Origin of the sequence: Pseudomonas sp. JV245A (assembly GCF_032424515.1) — a bacterium.
GTDB lineage: Bacteria > Pseudomonadota > Gammaproteobacteria > Pseudomonadales > Pseudomonadaceae > Aquipseudomonas > Aquipseudomonas protegens.
In genome coordinates, this window is the sequence record NZ_VYKE01000063.1 from 13,125 (window position 1) to 31,531 (window position 18,407).

The 18,407-nt window shown below is 67.6% G+C and carries 5 protein-coding genes; all 5 read right to left on the reverse strand.

The window, feature by feature from the left end; all coding sequences use genetic code 11:
- Positions 1 to 43: 43 nt before the first annotated feature.
- The 5 genes from F6S12_RS17820 to gspE all read right to left on the reverse strand — a co-directional run bounded on the left by F6S12_RS17820 (position 44) and on the right by gspE (position 18,407).
- Entirely contained in the window at positions 44 to 12,607 is a 12,564-nt protein-coding gene (locus tag F6S12_RS17820; RefSeq protein ID WP_315869158.1) for a filamentous haemagglutinin family protein, read from the reverse strand.
- A 200-nt stretch (positions 12,608 to 12,807) separates the two neighbouring features.
- Positions 12,808 to 13,986: a substrate-binding domain-containing protein gene (locus F6S12_RS17825; RefSeq protein WP_123430870.1), complete on the reverse strand. Its 1,179-nt coding sequence runs from the start codon at positions 13,984 to 13,986 to the stop codon at positions 12,808 to 12,810.
- Positions 13,987 to 14,111: 125 nt separating this feature from the next.
- Positions 14,112 to 15,290: a substrate-binding domain-containing protein gene (locus tag F6S12_RS17830; protein WP_015635437.1), complete on the reverse strand. Its 1,179-nt coding sequence runs from the start codon at positions 15,288 to 15,290 to the stop codon at positions 14,112 to 14,114.
- Positions 15,291 to 15,837: 547 nt separating this feature from the next.
- The gene (gene gspF / locus F6S12_RS17835; RefSeq protein ID WP_011061051.1) at positions 15,838 to 17,049 is read right to left on the reverse strand and encodes a type II secretion system inner membrane protein GspF; all 1,212 of its coding nucleotides are present in this window, start codon (positions 17,047 to 17,049) and stop codon (positions 15,838 to 15,840) included.
- Positions 17,049 to 18,407: a type II secretion system ATPase GspE gene (gene gspE, locus F6S12_RS17840; RefSeq protein ID WP_315869159.1), complete on the reverse strand. Its 1,359-nt coding sequence runs from the start codon at positions 18,405 to 18,407 to the stop codon at positions 17,049 to 17,051. The genes gspF and gspE overlap by 1 nt, the downstream gene beginning before the upstream one ends.

An 18,407-nucleotide genomic window follows, 5' to 3' on the forward strand; every position in this document is an offset into this window, starting at 1 on the left:
GCGATCGACGATCGCCCCCCAAGCCTTGCTACCACGAGAGAACCTACAGCGTCAGTTGCCCGCGCTCCTCATCGGTCAGGCGCGCTCGGGCCTGGTCGCTCAAGGGCCCGGCGCCCAGCACCTGCACCGGGCTGTCGGGGTTGTAGCCCGGGGCGCGGCTGGCGTCTTCACGGGGGCGTTGCACCGGTTCGCTACCAAAGCCCAGCACTTCCACGGTGACGATGGACGCCCGGCCCTGCTTGGCCGCCGCCTGCTGGTTGCGGGCGGCATCTTCCGCGGCCTGGGACGCGGCGGAGCCGGCGGCGCTGGCCGAGGTCATGGCGCCGGTGTTGACCGCCGCCGTGACCGGCACCCCGCTGGACTTGCCCTGGGTCTGGATGTTCGCCGCGTTGACCACCCGCAAAGCGGCGATGTTGACGTTGCCCGAGACCCGGATCCCCGCCTCGCCGGCATCGATGGTGCCCAGGGGCGCGATCAGGTCGATGTCGCCGGCCGCCACTTCGGGTATCGGGTTGAGAGTGGCGATCCCCGCCCCGGTGCTGGGCACCGACGGCGACAGGCTGACGTTGCCCCAGTTGTCGTAGACCCGCTTGGGCGGTGTATAGACCACGGTGGTCTTGGAACCGCGGCCGGCGTTGATGTCGCCCGCCGCCGACCAGCCCATGATCGAGCCGCCGAAGGTGGTCATGATCCGGCTCTGGCCCAGCAGGATGCTGCCCAGGGAGTACAGTTGGATGTCCCCCGCGCCCTGGGTGATGATCCCCGCCGAGGCCGGTGGCGCCGTGCCCTCGATGCCGAAGGTCTGGTTGCCGCCGGGGGTCAGCATCTGGATGTTGCCGCCAAAGTCGGTGTGCACCCCGGCACCGCCGAACAGGGTGATATCGCCCTGGTAGGTGATCGGGTTGCCCGCCACGTCGGTGCTCGGGAACAGCCCGGCAATCGCCGCACGGCCACGGGCATAACTGCCCTGGCGCATGCCGCCTTCCTCGGTGTACTCGCGGCCGGCGGCCTTGAGCTCGGCAAAATACACATTCCGGGCAAATACCCGCTGTTGTTCCGCGGGCAGGGCCGCGTAATAGGCCCGGGCCTGGGCGCTGTCGCCGACAAAGCCGAAGCGCTCGGCCAGCCAGTCCAGCAGTTCGCCCTCGTAGGTCTTGGCCACCCTAGCGCCCGACAGGCTTTCGCCCGGCTGGGCGAGGTTGGCCGGGTCCAAGTAAGCCTCGACGAAGCGCCGGTAGTCCGGACCGTTGGGGCCGAACCCGGCCTGCATCACGATGCTCGCCCCAGGCCGGCGGTCCCCCGGCGCCACGGCACCGATGCTGGTGACGCTGACCTTGTCCTCCATGAGGATGTTGCGCCCCGCGGTCAGTTCCAGGGTGCCGGGGCCGGCGACGTTGAAGTTGCTGTAGAGGATGTCGCGCCCGGCGCTGACGACGGAGATGTCGCTGGGGTTGTTGTGCACGAACAGGTTGCCCTGGGAGGTCGAGCCATTGACCGGGTCCTCGACGCCGAAGGTCCGGCCACTGCTGACGATATCGCGCCCGGCCATCATCCACACCGGGCGGCTGCCCTCGTACCAGGTCTGCCCCGAGTGCAACTGGGAGGCCGCCTGGCCGAAGGTGATGATCCGGCCGCTGTTGACCCCCATCAGGTCGCCGTTCACCGCATAGAAACGCGCCGGATCGGCCGGGCCGGCAACCAGCCCGGAGACGCTGCCGGAACCGAAGGCGAACAACGGCAGGATCGAGCCGATGACCGGGTTGCCGTTGATCGACAGGTTGCTGGCCACCACTTCACCCTCGATGCTGCCGACAAATGCCGGACGCCAGGGCGTGGCCACCGAAGCGGCCGCGGCGCCCGACTGGCTGACGGTGAAACCGCCCGCGTAGATCGAGTCCTGGGCCAGGAACTGCAACTGCCCTGCGGCGCCCGGCGCCAGGAACAGCGGCACCCGGTAGTTGAGGTCGCCGACTTGCGCGCTGGCGGCCTTGCCATAGTAAAGGCTGCCGCTGGCTGCCACGGCCCTGAGGATCGACGGATAGACCACCGCCAGATCGGTGCTGCCAGGGCTGGTGAGCGGGGTCAGGTTGCCGCCCAGGGACATCAGGTCGATGGCGGTACGCTCGGTCCACAGGGTGAACCAGCTCCGGCCGCTGCCTTGCTGGCTGCCACGGCTGAAGAGCGCGGTGTTGAACTGGCGGACCCGGCCCGGGTCCTCGACGTTCTGCACCACCAGGTCGCCGCGGCTCTGCAGGTTGAAGGTGGCATCGCCGGGCACCAGGGTCAGGCCGCCCTGGGCCAGGCCACGGGTGGCGCGCAACGGGTCGAAGGCCCGGGCTTCGCTGGGGTTGTGGTCAACGGCGGTGCCGCCATAGTGCAGGTCGATGCTGCCCAGGGAGGCACTCTGCAAATGGCTGCTGCCACGCAGGTTGACCACGACCCCGTTGCGATGCTCGATGACCAGGTTGCTGGCCGGGTTCAAGGCGCCCGCAATGTTCACCCGCAGGTCGCCACCGCCGGTCAGTTGCAGGCTGCCATCGCTGGCGACCCGGCCGGTACTGCCCACGGCCAGCACCAACCCCTGGCTGCGGGGCGCCACGGTGGAGGCGCCGGCGCTGTCCGTCAGGCGCTGGAGGATGCCCGCGTCACCGCCGACATTCAGCTCCAGGTTGCCGCCGCCCAGGGTGCCGAACCCGGTAAAGCCCAGCATCCGGTCGGCGCTGCCGTTGGCCGCATAGGTGCCGAAGTTGATCCACCAGGCAACGGGTTGCGCCGAACCGCCGGTGGCGACATCGCCGCTGCCCTGGCGCCACAGCCAGTTGCCCACTTCGGCCGAGTCCTGGCCGTTGTCCTTGGGGTTGGGCCAGGCACGGCTGTCGTTGGCGGTACTGCTGATATTGCCGGTCAGGTCGCCACCGGCACTGACCCGCAGGTTGCCCCCCGCCTCCGGGTACCAGGCGCGGTACAGGCTGGTGCCGCTGCCATTGACGAACTGCTCGAAGTAACTGCTCGGGTCATTGAGCACCGTGGCTCCCGTTCCCAGGGCCCGTGGCTGGTTGTAGGGATCGCCGGCCGTCGTCGCCGTGGAGGAAGTACCGGCGGTGTAGACCCCGTACAGCGAGTCCATGCTCAGGTTGCCGGCGCTGAGCAGTTCAAGGTCGCCGGTGCCGGTGCGGATCACGCTGAAGCGGCTGCTGGACGGCGTTGCGCCATAGGTCTTGCTGTCCAGAGCCATGCAGAAGGCGGGCGACTCTTCACAGAAGGCCGCGACGGACGACTGCCCCAGGTCCAGCAGGAGTTGCTCATCGATCGGATCGCCGGCCTTGACCACCACCCCGGCGCCCGCCAGCTCGTCCACCGCCAGCTGGGTCCAGGCGTAGCTGGCCTTGATTGCGCAATAGGCCGGGCTGTCGGCACAGAACTGCTCGATCGAGGTCTGCCCCAGATCCACCAGCAGTTGTTCGTCGATCGGATCGCCGGCCTTGACCACTATCCCTACGCCGGCCAGGTCATCCACCGCCACCTGGGTCCAGGTCCGCACCACCTGGCTGGGCAGTTCCTTGGCGAACATCCCGTAATGGCTGTCCGCCAGATGCAAGTCACCGCTGCGTGGGTTGGCCTGCACGATGCGGCTGTCGGCTGCGCTGGTATCGGCCCCGGCCACCAGGCGCAGGGACCAGGATTGCGAGCCTTCGGCAAGCATCGGCGCAATGGCCCAGAGCTTGCCCTGGCGCCCGACGTCTTCGGGCCGCAACTGCACCGAGTCGACGCCGCTCGGCAGCTTGACGTTGGTGCCGGCCGGGATCAGCCCGCCCTTGGGCAGGGCCTTGCTGCCGTCGAGCATGACGATGTTGTTGTTCACATTGGCCAGGTGTACTTGCGGCAGCGGCACGCCCTTGGGCCAGGTCATGGACTGCAGCTGGGTGCCCTGGGTCAACAGCGTCCCGGCCTCCAGACGGGTGCCGGCGACCAGGGTCCGGGGCTCGCCGAGCAGGGTGCCGGCGGCGAACAGCAGGTTGCCCGAGGCATCGCGAATCGCCGCCGCCAGTACCGTACCCGCCGGCAGTACCAGGGTCTGGTCCAGGGTCGCCGTGACCGGCAGGCGCGTGCCCGCGGCCACGGTCAGCCCCTTGATCGGCAGGTCGTAGTTGAGGGTGCTGCCCGCCGGGAAGGCGGTGCCGTCGGCCAGGGTCACGCCGTTGCCCGGCACGATGATAGTGCCGCCGGTGAAGTCCACGCCCGGCAGCAGCACCCAGCCCTTGTCGTCCACGGTGGCAGGCGGCGGCGCGAAGCCGTCGTTGATGCTGCCATAGACATTCAGGTCGCCCCCGGCGCGCAGGGTCAGGCTGCCGACCTCGCCGGAACCGTAGACCGAGGTCTTCTGGCTGTGGGGGTTGAGGCTGGCATAGCGATAGCCCGACAGGTCCAGGTCGCCCTGCACCACCAGGTCGCCGTCTGCGCTCTTGCTGACGATCTCGACCCCGGGCCGCAGATGGAAGGCGTCGGCATAGCCGGCGTTGTTCAGGCCGGCCAGCTTGTTCTGCAGCAGGTCGCTGTTTTGCAGGGCCGCATTGATAAAGGCCGTGCTCTGGGCATGCTTGGCATCCAGGTAGGCCTGGGTGATTTCCTGGTAAGGGCGGCCGCTGGCGGTGGCGTCGGTTTTTTCCGGAGCATCGTCGTAGCGCAGCATGCCGTTGACCGCAATCGAGCGCGCGCCCTGGATATCCAGCGGGCCGCGGGCATCGATGTCGATGTCGTTGCTGCTCTGGTCCGCCTGGACGAGGCGCGGCGCGTTCAGCTCCAGGGTGCCGCGGCTGCGGCCGTCGTTCTGCCCCGCCGCGCTGCCCACTGCCACGTCGGTGCCGTGGCGCAGGTCGATACGCGCACCGTCGGCCAGGGTCAGGCGGCCCTGGCCCGAGCTGAGCACCACGCTGGCGCGGTTCGGTGAGTCGATGATCTTGCCGTAGCTGTCCACCCGCAGCTTGCTGCCGTGGGCGTCGAGCACCGCGCTGCCGTCCAGGGTCAGGCCCTTGCCGGCCGCCAGGTTGATACTGCCGACCCGTTCGCCGCTGGCGTCCACTCGCCCGGTAACCCGCAGGCTGCCGTTGTCCACCGAGACGTTGACGGTGCTGGCCCTGACCCCGTCGCCGATGGTCAGGTCGCCCTGCTTGAGCTGGAAGCTGCGTGCGCCAAAGACCTGGCCCTGGTTCAGGCGCTGGTTGAGGGCGGCGAACTGCTCGTCCAGGGTGCCGCTGCTGCCCAGGTGCTGGGCCTGGATTTCCACCGTGGCGCCGAGGAACGGCACCAGGGTGCCGCCGGCATCGTAGTAGCCGCTGCTGCCGCCAAGGACCTTGCCCGCCAGGTCTACCCGCCCGGCCGCACTGTCCAGCGCCACCGCCCGCAGCTTGCCGGCCTGGTTGTGGGTGGCCGAAAGGTCGATGGTCGAGCCCGTGGCCTGCAGCACATTGCCGGTAGCACTCTGCAGCAGCACTTCGCCGCCGGCGCCGTATTTGCTCAGGTCATTGAAGGCGATGGTGCGGCCAGCCACATCGATCAGAGCCGCATCGGTCAGGCTGACATCACCCCGGGCCCCCAGGGTCACCTTGCCGCTGGGCAGCACCACGGCACTGGCCAGGCGGATGCTGTCGCCCTGCAGAGACAGTTCCGCACCCTGGCCATTGGCCTGGCCACGAGGGCCGGCCGAGGCGCCGATATCCATGGCGCCGCCAGCGGTGATGCGGTTCACCGAGCCGGCCTCGCCGGTCATCAGTGGGGTGAGGATATTCAGGTTGCCGCCGCTGTAGGCAAACCCCTTGAGCGGATCGAAGGCGCCCTGGCTCTGGTAGACCGACAGGCTGCCCTTGTGGTTGGCGGTAATGCGCTGGCTGGCATTGAGGTCGACGTTGGCAAAACCCAGGGCCAGGCGGTCGAAACTCTTGGTGGTGCTGGGCTGGGCAAAGGCCCCGTAGCCGAACTCGATGCGTTCGGCATTGATTTGCAGGCGGCCGCTGCCGGTTCCGGCACCGCCGGCCACCACCGCGCCTGCCGGGGTCTCGGAACCCTGCCAGATCAGGTTGGCGGTGTGGATGCTGGCCACATCATTGGCGCCCCCGGCACCGTAGATCGCCGGGGTGGAGAGCATCAGGTTGCTCAGCAGCGACTTGCCGGTCGCCGGGTCGTAGGTGTCCAGGCTGGCGCTGCCGTAGAAGTTGAAGCCGTCCCGGGCCGAGAGCTGCAAGGTCTCCAGGGCCGGGGCGCCGAACTGGGTATCGCCGCGCAGCAGGCGGTCGAGCAGTTGCTGGGTCAGGGTCATGCCGCTGGGCAGGCGATTGCCCGCCGCCGCTGCCGCCAGCGCCTCCGGGCTGCCGACGTTGATGTTGTTCAGGCCCAGGTTCAGGTGGCGGGTGCCGTAGCGCACCTGGTCACCCAGCTCGAAGGCGTTGTCGGTCAAGGCAACGAGGCTGCCATCGGAATACAGTGCGGTCTGCCCGCTGCACGGCGCGCTGGCGCACACCCCGAGCCGGATGCCACCGCTGGTCTGTCCGCCGGCCTGGGCCTTGCTGATCACGTTGAGCAGGCCGTTGGACACCGCCAGCATATTGGCCACCTGGTAGGTGAAACCGTCACGGGCGTCATAGCTGGCCTTGCCTCGGCCCAGGGTATTGATCGAGGCGCCCTGCTCCAGGACGATCTCGCCGGTGTTGCTCACCAGGAACACTTCCGGCGCGGCCAGGGTGGCGCCCTCGCGCAAGGTGATCGAGCCCTTGGGCGTGTTCACGCCTTCGGCCACGGTGATGTAGTTGCCGCCCTGGCCGTACTTGACCAGCGTCAGGCCGCCCAGCATCAGGCGCGCTGCGCCCATGGCGTTGAGGCTGTCGGCATCCAGGGTAACGCCGTTGAAACCCTGGGTGGCCGACTTGCCGGCCGCCACCACTTCGATGTTGCCACTGCCCATGTTCAACACCGCGACGGTGCCGCCATAGCCCCCCGCAGCGGCATCGAAACGGCCAATGCCCTTGAACGAGAAGGCATCCGCACCGGCCCCCGGCTCCAGGGCCAGCTTCAGGGTCTTGGCGTCCACCGGCAGCATCGGCCGTGGCACCCCGAGCTTGGCGGCATCGGCCAGGGCGAACTGGGCATAGCCGGTTTCGTTGTACTGGGAATAGCGGCGCAGGGTGTCGGCCGAGGTCAGGATCAACTGGCTGGCGACGCTGTTGCTGATCCCGGTATGGGCAATCGACAGGCGCCCGGCGGTGGACCAGGAGCCATTGCGCAACGGCTGGGTCGCGCCTTCGGTGCCGAGCCCGGCCAGGCCGTTGATCTCGACGCGAAAGGCCCCCGGCATCAGCGCATAGGTGGACGGCATCAGGGTGTAGGTACCCGCCGCCAGCCCCGGAACCCCGGCGCCAATGGTGATCTGCTGGCCGATCAGCGGGTCCACCGCGCCGCCCTCCGGTGCCACCGGCGCATAGCCCGGCTGCACCCCGGGCACGATGGCGTAGATCGGGTTGCTGCCCAGGCCCGGGAGGATGAAGCTGCCGTTGGCGCCGATCTGCACCAGCGGGCTGTAGCGCGCATCGGTGGAGCCGCCGCGCCCGGAAATGAACCCGGCGCCCAGCAGTTCGCCACCACCGGACAGGTCCACGGTGGCATCGGGCTGTACCTGCACCGACTTGCCGCCCAGGATCACCCCGACGCTCAGGTCGCTGTTCTCATTCACCAGGGCGCCCTGGCCGAGGAAGGTCACGGTCTTGCCGTTGTACTTGTAGACCTGGCCATCGACGGTGCCGCCGTAAGGCAGTACCAGGCCCTTGCCGCTGACCGAAGTCAGGCTGCCGGGCAGCAGCTCGACCTTGCTCGCGCCCAGGTTGCCGATCTCGATCAGCCCCAGGGGCGCACGGACCACCCCGCCCTGCTGGATGTTGGCCGCGCCCAGCTGCAAGCGGCCGAAGGCCGAGTACGGCACAGGCGCCTCGCCCTGGCCGGTGCGGCCGATGGCCAGGGTGCGCGTGGGGTCGAAGTTGATGCTGGTGCCGGAAATATCGTTGAGGTAGCCGGCAATCACTCGGGCCCCGACCTCGGTACCCGGGTACAACTGCGCGGCCCGCAGGGTCATGTCGCCCTGGGTCAGCAACTGGGTGCTGATGCCCTTGGCGATCACATCGGCCCCGGCCCCGGCGAGAAAGCGCAGGTCGCCCTGGCTGGTCAGTTGCACATGGTCGAACCCGCGGCGCTCGACGCTCAGCAGGCTGTTGTCGGCCTGGCGCAACGTGCCCTTGCTGCCGAACACCACGTTGCCACGCACATCGATCAGGTTGCCGCTGGCATTGAACTGCGCCTGGGTGGCCTGTTGCGACGGCGTGCCGGTGGAGACCGGACGCACGTACTGGTCCTTGGCTTCCAGCGGCGCGAGGATGCCCGCCAGCAGCAGGTAGGGTGCCGACAGGTCGACCCGGCTATTGGCCGCAGCGCTTTCGCTGAGGTTCAGGGCACCGCTGTACAGGCGCAGGCTCTGGCCCATGTTCAGCGACACATCGCCATCGAAGCTCAACAGGCCGTTGCTCAGCAGTGCCAGGTTGTCGAAGCCGCCGGCGGTGACTTGATCCACCCCGAGGCGGCCGTGGCCATACTCCAGGCTGGCGGCCGCGGCGTCGGCGCTCGCGGGCAGCGCACTGCCCTGGTGGGTCTGGCTGAGCACCAGTTCCCGTGCCTTGAGCACCCGGTCGTTGACCGCGTTCTTGATGTAGTACGGGCTTTCCAGGGCCAGCGACAAGGTGCCCCCTGCAGCGCCAGCGCCTCCGGCCCGGGCGACGAAGCTGCCATCCAGGTACAGGCCGTTGTTGGACGCGAAGCTGATGCTGCCACCGTTGCTGGCCACCTGCACCCGGCCCTGGCCGGGAATGTCCAGGGCCGCCTGGGCGCCGGAAGCGTCGAGACGCGCCCCCTCGCGCACCACCACAAACAGGTCGCTGGCCTTGGCGATACCGGTGGCCAGGTCGATCTCGCCGCCGATGGCGATCTTGCCGCCATTGCGCACCTGGCCGTAACGGCGGCCACGGTTGTCCACGGCGCTCACCGCCCGCGCCGCCACATCAATCACCGCCTGCTCGCCGACCCAGATCGAGCGCCCGTGACCGGCGGCATTGGCGGCCTCGGAACTGGCCACCGTCAGGCCGCCCAGACTGACGCTGCCGCCCCAGGCATTGAGCGTGCCGTTCAGGGTCAACTGGCCGACGCTGCGCAGGTTGATGGCCTGCCCCGGGTCGACACTGATCACCGCGCCCTGCCCCACGCTCAGCGCCGTGGTGGCCAACTGGGCGGCCGTGGAGTACTGGTTGCCGGCGCTCAGGGTCAGGCCGGCGCCACGGCGCTGGGTCAGCACGCCCCTGGTTGCATCCTGCTGGTACAGCTGCGGCAACCAGCGCTCCAGCACCGTGGCCGGGTCGCTGCCAGTGGCACTGCTGCTGGCCTGGGCCCCGAAGCGGTAGACCGGCATGTTGACCTCGACCTGCGCGCCCTCGGCCACGGTCAGCCCTTCGTTGCCGGTGATGTCGTAGGCACCGAAGCCCTTGTTGAAGAAATCCCCGGCCAGTTGCAGGGTGCCGGCCTCGGGGGCCGGATCATGGGCGCCAATCAGCACCTTGTGCGCCTGCAGGGCCAGGGTGCCGCCACCGTTGACCCCATACCCGCGCAGCTCGCCATCGAGGTCGAGCTTGCCGTCGGCGGCCAGGGTCACGTCGCCGCCCTTGCCACCGCTGGTCTTGCCGTCATAGGCAACGCTGGCGCCGGAGCTGGCATCCACCAGGGTGCCGTTGGCCAGGTTGAGGTCGCCGCTGCTGCGCAGCGACACCTTGCCCCCGTTGATAAAGGCCAGGCCGCTGCTGTCCGAGGGGTCCAGGGCCAGGTTGTTCCAGCGCCCGCTGGCATCCAGCTTGACCCCGCTGGCCACATCGACCCGGGCCTGGGCGCCGCCGGTGGGCGCGAGGATCACATCGCCGACCACGAAATTGCGGTTCACATCCACCTGGTTCAGCACGTTGCCGGCGTTGATGCTGCCACCGTGGGCGGTGAGGTTGGCGTTGATCTTGACCTCTGGCCCGAACAGGGTGATGTCGCCGCCATCGGCTACCTTCAGCGCGCCGTTGACCTGGACCTGCTGCCTGGCGCCGACCTTGATCGCCCCCAGCTGGAAGCCGTTGAGCTGGTCGCTGTCCAGCACCAGCTGGCCCTGGCGGTTGGCCGGCAGGGCTGTGGCGAGGTCCAGGCCGTCGGCGATCTTCTGCTGGTTGGCCTCGATCAGCACCTTGTCCACGCTGGGGCTCAGGGCGTAGCGCAGGGTGCCGCTGGCCTTGTTGTAGATCGGCGTGTAGTTGCCAATGATCAGTTGCGCGCGCTGGGCCGCGGCCTTGTGCGATTGCTGGTAGCCGTCGAGGTTGATGTTCGGCGCCTGGGTCTGGCGGTCGCCCTTGAACACTTCGCTCACCATCTGGCCTTCGAGCACGGCGTTGCTGGTGCCGATCACCAGCTTGCCGGCGTCGCGGCCGACGCTGTAGCCGGCCTCGTAGCGGCGCTGCTGGGCGATCAGCGGGTTGTAGTAGTAATCGGTGCGGCCCCAGCGCGGGCTGCTGTCCACATAGCCCTTGTAGATGCCGGTGTAGAGCAGGTCCCCCGGCGCCCTGGAGAGCTCGTACAAGCGCCCGTCGGCGCCCTTGAGCCAGGTCTGCTGGATGTAGCCGCCCTGCACATCGACGGTGCCGCCGGAGAGGTTCAACTGGGCGCCGGACTGGGTCACCACGTCCTTGCCGGTGAAGGTCAGGGTACCGCCCTGGGCCATCCACTCGCCGATGTTGTGGCCCTGGGTGCCCAGGTAGCCGCCCACTTCCAGCAGGCCGCCGGCGGTGTACCAGCGATCGGTGGCGTAGCCGTTGGTGCCCGCCGGGACGAACACCAGCTCGCGCAGGTCGACCCAGACGTCGTTGTTGATCAACTGGCCGCTGTCGCGGTTGCCCGCCGAATCGCGCTGCTCGTTGCCCTGGACGTTGATCTTGATGTTGTTGGACTCCATCGCCACCTTGACCCCGACGGCGCCGGCCACATCGATCACCGCGCCATCGCGCACCAGGCTGCGCTGCCCGGCACTGACCGCCACCTGGCCACCGGTGGCCAGGGTGATGGAGCCGTCCTGGAAATCCACGGTGCCGCCGCTGACGATCTCCACCCGGGACTGGTCGCTGCGGTCGGCCACGCTGCTGAGGTTGTTGAACTGGCCGGTGATCAGGTTGGTCGGGGTGCCGTCGAGGTTGATCAGGCCGTTGTTGCGCTGGCTGTCCAGAGCGCTGCTGCCACTGCTGTCCAGAAGGATTGCGGTGGTGCTGCCCTGCCCCAGGGTCACGCTGGCGGTGCTGTCGCTGGCGGAGTTGAGCAAATGGATGGTGCCGCGGGTGTCCACCGAAGTGCTGGCCAGGGCCACGCCGTTCTGCGCCACCTGGTGCCCGGTGAGGGTGATGTCGCCCGTGGAGGCCATGATCAGGCCGCTGTTGCTGACCTTGCCGGCGCTGCTGCCGGCCTTCAGCGAAGTGGCAACTTCATTGCCCCGGGTGGTGGAGTGCTGGTTGCCGCTGGTGCCGACCCCGCGGCGGATGTAGAAGCTGTCGCCGGCCGCCAGGGTGGTCTGGCCCTTGGCAGTGACGATGGTGCCGGCGTTCTCCACTTCCGAGCCCAGCAGCAAGGCATAGCCGCCGGATTCGGTGGAGGTGGCCGCCGGGTGGGTCTGGATCAGCGCGCCACGCTGCACCTGGACCTTGCCCAGGGCATCGCTGAAGGTCGGCTGGGTGCCGTTGGCGTCCACATAGAGCCCGCGCTGGGTGAACTGCTCGTCGCTGATGGTGGCTGCGGCCGCCACCAGGTTGCGCACATTGACCTGGCTGGTGCCGGTAAAGATCACCCCGTTGCGGTTCATGATCATCACCGTACCGGCGCCCTTGATCTGGCCCTGGATTTCACTGGGCCGTCCATTGGGGTCGTTGACCTTGTTCAACAGCGCCCAGTTGGACTGCTGCTGGAAGTCGACGGTGGTGTTGCGCCCGACGTTGAAGGTCTCCCAGTTGAGAATGGCCTTGTCGGCGGTCTGCTCGATGGTCACCGTGGTCTTGCCGCCGGACTGGCTCTGCACCGGCCCTTTGGCATTGAGCCAACCCTGGGTCAGGCTGTTGTCGACCTTCAGCCCGCCTTCGCCGAGGCCATCGGGAATGGTGCTCACCGTGCCGAATGCGGCCTGGCGTGCGGCAGCCTGGGCCGCTTGCTGGGCGGCGATGGCGGCAACGCTGGAATTGAGGTTGCTCAGGGAGCGCTGCAACTGCTGGTTGGCGCGGGTCTGCTGGGACAGCGGCGGGATCCCCGGAACCTGGCCGTTGGTGCGCGCGGCGGTGGCGGCCTGGGACGCGCCCTTGTCGGCGAACCAGCCGGAACTGAAGGCCGTGGCGCCATGGGCACTGCCCGCCACCATCAGCAGGGCGATGGCCTGGGCCAGGGGCTTGAGCCGCAGGATCGGCAACTCGCCATCAGGGCGCAGCGCGGGGGATTTGACCGGTGGTTTGCAGCGAACCATTACTACTCATCCTTTGTTATGACGCCCACGGGAGCGCGACGCTTGTAGGGCCCAGGGCGCGCGTCACTGCTTTAGGGGATAGGCCGTTGGCGCGAGGCGCGACCGAACGGATGTCACGGAAAATTCATCTTTGGGGTGCAGGGTGTTGCCCCTGCCCCTGCGTGCCACGGCGGCAGGCAGGGGCAAGCGGCGCTGGCCGGCTAGAAAGGTCGGCCAATGGCGTTGCAGATATTGGGGTTGCCGATACTGCGCAGGCTGGCGGGCGTCACGAAGGCGTTCCGTATCGCGGCCTTCCAGATCGCCGGCAAGGGTTGCAGGTTGTTGTTGAGCAGTGCCGCATCGTTAGTGACCAGCGAACCGTACTGGCGGGCAAAGAACGCCCGTACCTGGGCGGTTTGCGTCGCATCGGCGTAGCACTGGCTGAAAATCGCGGTGCTAAAGCCCAGGATCGGATACCCGACGCTGGGAAATGGCACCACCGAGGGGTCATTGCCATCGAACGAAGCGGCGAACACCGGTACCCACCTGATGGGGTCGCTGAACGGGCCGGTCGATAGGTTCGCCGTCGGCGGGCTGATCAGGCTGATGGCGTTGACGATGTTCGCCGGTGTCGGAGCTATCCCCCCTACCCGCGCTACCTTGCTGCCATCTTCCAGCCCGGCAAGGGTGCTGGATGCGTGGCTGGAACCGATGAAGGTCACACTCCCCGGGGTTGCATTGAGCACTTCCATGATCTGGGGGCTGCCCTGCGCGCTCTTGGCGGTCTGTGGCACCGAGACTGGATAAGCGTTGGCGAAGAACCGGGTCACCGCGAAAGGCCCGGCCGGTTCAGAGCACTTGGCATTGAGAAAACGGGTAAACAGCTCGGTGGTGCCACTGGGCCCTTGCGGGTAGACCACCGTCAGCGGTCCGTAAGTGCCTGCACCGCTCGACAGGTACTCCCAACGGTCCAGCCGGCCCGAGAAGATCCCGCACACGTCATTGACGCTCAGGTCCAGGTTGCCAATGCCGGCTTTGTTGAAGCGGATCGCCACCGCCGTGGCGGCGACGGGCACCTGGATCAACGGCCCCCAGCTCGCGCCATGGGCCATGGAGTAGCCGTCGAGCTCGCTGCCTCTCAACTTCGATTCAGTGGCCACCCAGTGCACGTTCCGGGTAGGGGCGCCCGGAATCAGGCGGTTGTAGTCGTTGTTCAGAAAGGCTTCCTTGTCCCCGAGATCAGAGCCGATGTAGGGCGCAAAACCCGCCGTCAGTACGCCGGGCGCCAGGTAGTACGACTGCGGCAGCGTCGACCCGCCACCGTTGATATCCGCCAGGGCCAACTGGGCACATAGGGCGCTGCCCACCAGTGACGTGGCTAACCAATGCATTTTGAACATGACATGACTCCTGTCGTATCAGGACGGGCGAGCACTCGTGCCGGACCGTTGTGCCGAGCATGAAAAAAATCAGCAACGGTCGAAACCGTTGCTGATCCGGGTGCTGCAGGTATCGGACGCGAGAGTTACAGCGGACGGCCGATGGCGTTGCAGACGCTGGCGTTACCGATGCTCAGGCCGCTGGAGGCAGTGACGAACGAGTCACGTACTGCGGTTTTCCAGGCAGCTGGCAGAGGCACGAAGCGGTTGTTGTTGATGGCGGTGTCGTTGTTCACCAGGGCACCGTAGTGACGGCTGAAGAAAGCCCGTACTTGCGAAGTCTGGTTAGCGTCGGCGTAGCACTGGCTGAAGATCAGGTTGGTGAAGCCCAGGATTGGGTAACCGCTGGTTGGGTACAGGCGCAGGCTCTTGTCGCTTGGGTTGGCGTCGATGTTGGCCTGGGAAGTGAAGACAGGAACCCACAGGTTCTGGTCGCCACGAACAGTGGTATCAGGCACGGCAACCGCGGCGATAGCCGAGGAAACGTTGGCAGGCGCCGGGGAAACGCCAGCCACCTTGGCCACCTTGGTAGCGTCGTCCAGGCCGGCCAGGGTCGGCGCGGCGTAGTCCGGGCTCATGTAGGTGATGCGACCGTCGCCAGCGTTCAGCGCGTCCATGACGCCTTGGCTGGTAACAGCGGCAACCGCACCGGCAGGCAGGCCGCCCGAGTAGCTGGAAGCAAAGTTGGTGGTCACGGCGAAGGTGCCGGTCTCGGCGCACTTGGCGTTCAGGAAGCGGGTGAACAGCTCGGTGGTGCCGCTGCTTTCATTGCGGTAAACCACGGTGATGGCGCCGGTACGGCCCGAACCTGCAATCTGGCTCCAGTCGGAAACACGGCCCGAGAACACGCCGCACAGGTCGTTGACGCTCAGATTAACGGCAGCAGTGCCGGCCTTGTTGAATGGAACGGCAACCGAAGTGGCTACCGAAGGCACCTGGATCAGCTTGCCCCAGGCCGCTTGGTGATTGTCTTGATAACCTTTGAGCTCTGCTGCGCTGAGCTTGGAATCGCTACCGGCCCAGTGCACGTTCTTGCCAGTGGTGCCGGCCACGAACTTGGTGTAGTCGTTGTTCAGGAAGGCAGCCTTGCCGTTGCCGCTGCCTACGCCGATGTAGGGAGCGAAGCCGGCGGTCAGTACGCCAGCGGTCTGGTACAGCGGTTGTGGCAGGGTTGCGCCACCGCCGTTGATATCAGCCATTGCAGCCTGTGCCGAGCACAGGGCAGCCAGGGTCAGGGATGCCGCGAGAACGTTGCGCTTAAACATGAAGAATCTCCTTTCGTCGTGTTCGTACGTTGGGTGAATAGCTCTTGCATGACGCCATGGCACTCGGGCCAGAAGCCTTGATCCAGACGGCTTGATGGGTGAGGCCATGGGGAGAGAAGTTCGCAGTTTCCGGTGACAGATAAAGGAAAAAACCTCGGGAGAAAGCGGCTGTTTTTGCAAAAGATTCTCGGGTGTTTGCCGGAGGTTTTCGCGCCTTTCCCGGGAAAATGACCGCCAGGTTGCCGGGGCTGGAAGCGGCATTGCCCTGCAAGCGCCGAGGGGGCTGGCCACCGGGTCTGAACATGACAGAACGAGGAACCCGAGGTTGGCGGCTTGCCCGGTCGGGAGTGAGGCTGGCGGCGCGAAATTTTATGGCTGGCCTGCCCTGTGCTTCGCACCACCGCTTCGCTCTCGTAGGAGCCGGCTTGCCGGCGAAGAGGCCCGCCAGCCCTGCATCGCCGCTGCCGACGCCTTCGCTGGCAAGCCAGCGCCTACGGACCGGGCCAGACCGGGCCGGACGGGGTCAGGTCGGGTTGGGTTGCGCAGTTCAGGTGACCAACTGGTTGATCTCGATGATCGGCAGCAGTACCGCCATCACGATCACCAGCACCACACCGCCCATCACCACGATCATCAAGGGTTCGAGCAAGGCGGTCATGCCCATGGCCCGACGCTCGATATCCCGCGACAGGGTCTGCGCCGCCCGTTCCAGCATCGGCGGCAAGGCGCCGGTCTTCTCGCCGCTGGCGATCAGGTGGATCAGCACCGGCGGAAAGACTTTTTCCACCCGCAGCGCCGCCGCCAGGTTGGCGCCTTCGCGCACCTTGGCCGTGGCCTCGCTCACGCTCTGGCTCAGGCGGTCGTTGGACAGGGTCTGGCGCGCCGCTTCCAGGGCCCGCAACAAAGGCACCCCGGCGCTGCCGAGGATCGCCAGGGTCGAGGCAAAACGCGCGGTGTTCAGCCCCAGGACAAAGCGCCCGATCAGCGGCAGGCGCAGGATCCGGCTGTGCCAGTTCAAGCGCGCCCGGGGGTTGCGCAGGTACACCCGCCAGCCCCAGAACCCGGCGACCATGGCGGCAAAGCACAGGCCGCCCCAGGCACGGATGAAATCACTGGCATTGAGCATGGCCAGGGTCAGCCCCGGCAGGTCCTGGCGCGCCTGGGAGAAGGCACTGACCACCTGAGGCACCACATAGCTGAGCAGGAAGATCACGATGCCGATGGACACCAGCCCCACCACCCCCGGGTAGATAAAGGCGGTGAGGATCTTGCCCCGCAGGCCGTTGCGCTCTTCGATGTAGTCCGCCAGCCGCTCCATGACCTGGGCCAGGTCGCCGGACTCTTCGCCGGCGGCAATCAGCGCCCGGTAGATCTCCGGAAAATCCCTGGGCCGCGCCGCCAGGGCCTCGGCCAGGCGCATGCCGCTGCGCACATCCGCGCGCACCGCGCTCAGGGTCTGGGCGATGTGCTTGCGCTCGGCCTGCTCCACAGTGGCGCTCAGCGCGGCCTCCAGCGGCAGGCTGGCCCCCAGCAGGCTGGCCAGCTGGCGGGTGGCCCAGGCCAGGTCGTTGTCCGAGAGCCTGGGGCGCAGCAGCCCCCCTGCTCCGCCGTCGCCGCCGTTGCCATCGAGCTGCACCAGCAAGGCGGTCAGGCCGCGGCTGCGCAGGCTGGCGAAGGCCGCACCCTGGCTGTCGGCTTCCAGGTGCCCGGATTCGATCTTGCCGAGGGCGTCGGCGGCTTCATAGCGATAGCGATTCATCAGGCGTCCCGTGTCACACGCAGGATTTCTTCCGGCGCGGTGGCGCCACTGCGCACCCAGCGTTCACCGTCCTCGCGCATGCTGAACATCCCGGCCCGGCGCGCGGCGGCACGCAGGGCCTGCTCCTCGGCGCCCTGGTGGATCAGGCTGCGCACATCGTCATCGATGCAGAACAGCTCATGGATCCCGGTTCGCCCGCTGTAGCCGATGTGGTTGCAGGCCGGGCAGCCCACCGGGCGCCAGGTGCCGGGGTTGGCCGGGTCCTGCTCCTTGCACTGGCTGCACAGGCGCCGCACCAGGCGCTGGGCCAGCACCCCGAGCATCGACGAGGCCAGGAGAAACGGCTCCACCCCCATGTCGATCAGGCGGTTGACTGCCGACACCGCGTCATTGGTGTGCAGGGTCGCCAGCACCAGGTGCCCGGTGAGCGAGGCCTGGACCGCGATTTGCGCGGTCTCCAGGTCGCGGATCTCGCCGATCATGATGATGTCCGGGTCCTGGCGCAGGATCGCCCGCAGGGCCAGGGCGAAGGTCATGTCGATCTTGGCGTTGACTTGGATCTGGCTGATGCCCGGCAGGTCGTATTCCACCGGGTCCTCGACGGTGAGGATATTGCTGGTGCTGGCATCCAGCCGGGCCAGGGCCGCGTAGAGGCTGGTGGTCTTGCCGCTGCCAGTGGGCCCGGTGACCAGGACGATGCCGTGGGGCTGGCGGATCAGGGTATCCAGGCGCGCCAGCAGGTCCGGGTCCATGCCCAGGGTTTCCAGTTGCAGGCGCCCGGCCTGCTTGTCCAGCAGGCGCATCACCACCCGCTCGCCATGCCCGGTGGGCACCGTGGACACACGGATATCGATGGGCCGCCCGGCCACCCGCAGGGCGATGCGCCCGTCCTGGGGCAGGCGTTTTTCGGCGATGTCCAGCTGGGCCATGATCTTGATCCGCGACACCAGCGCGCCGTGCAGCGCCTTGCGTGGCGACACCACGTCGCGCAGGGTGCCGTCGACCCGGTAGCGCACCACCGAATGGGTCTCGAAGGGTTCGATATGGATATCGCTGGCCTCGTCCCGCGCGGCCTGGGTGAGCAAGGCGTTGATCATGCGGATCACCGGGGCGCCGTCCTGGGTGTCCAGCAGGTCGGTGATTTCCGGCATGTCCTGCATCAGGCGGTCCAGGTCCACCTCGTTCTCCGCCGCCCCGACCACCGCTGCTGCGCTGCCGGTGTCGGCGTAGGCGGTGGCCAGCAGGCCGTCGAGTTCCTCGTCGCGAATCCGCTCCAGGCGCGCCGGGCCGAACTGGCGGCGGGCTTCGCTGATGGACCAGCCAGGCGTCGAGGGGCACACCAGCAGCACCGCGCCCAG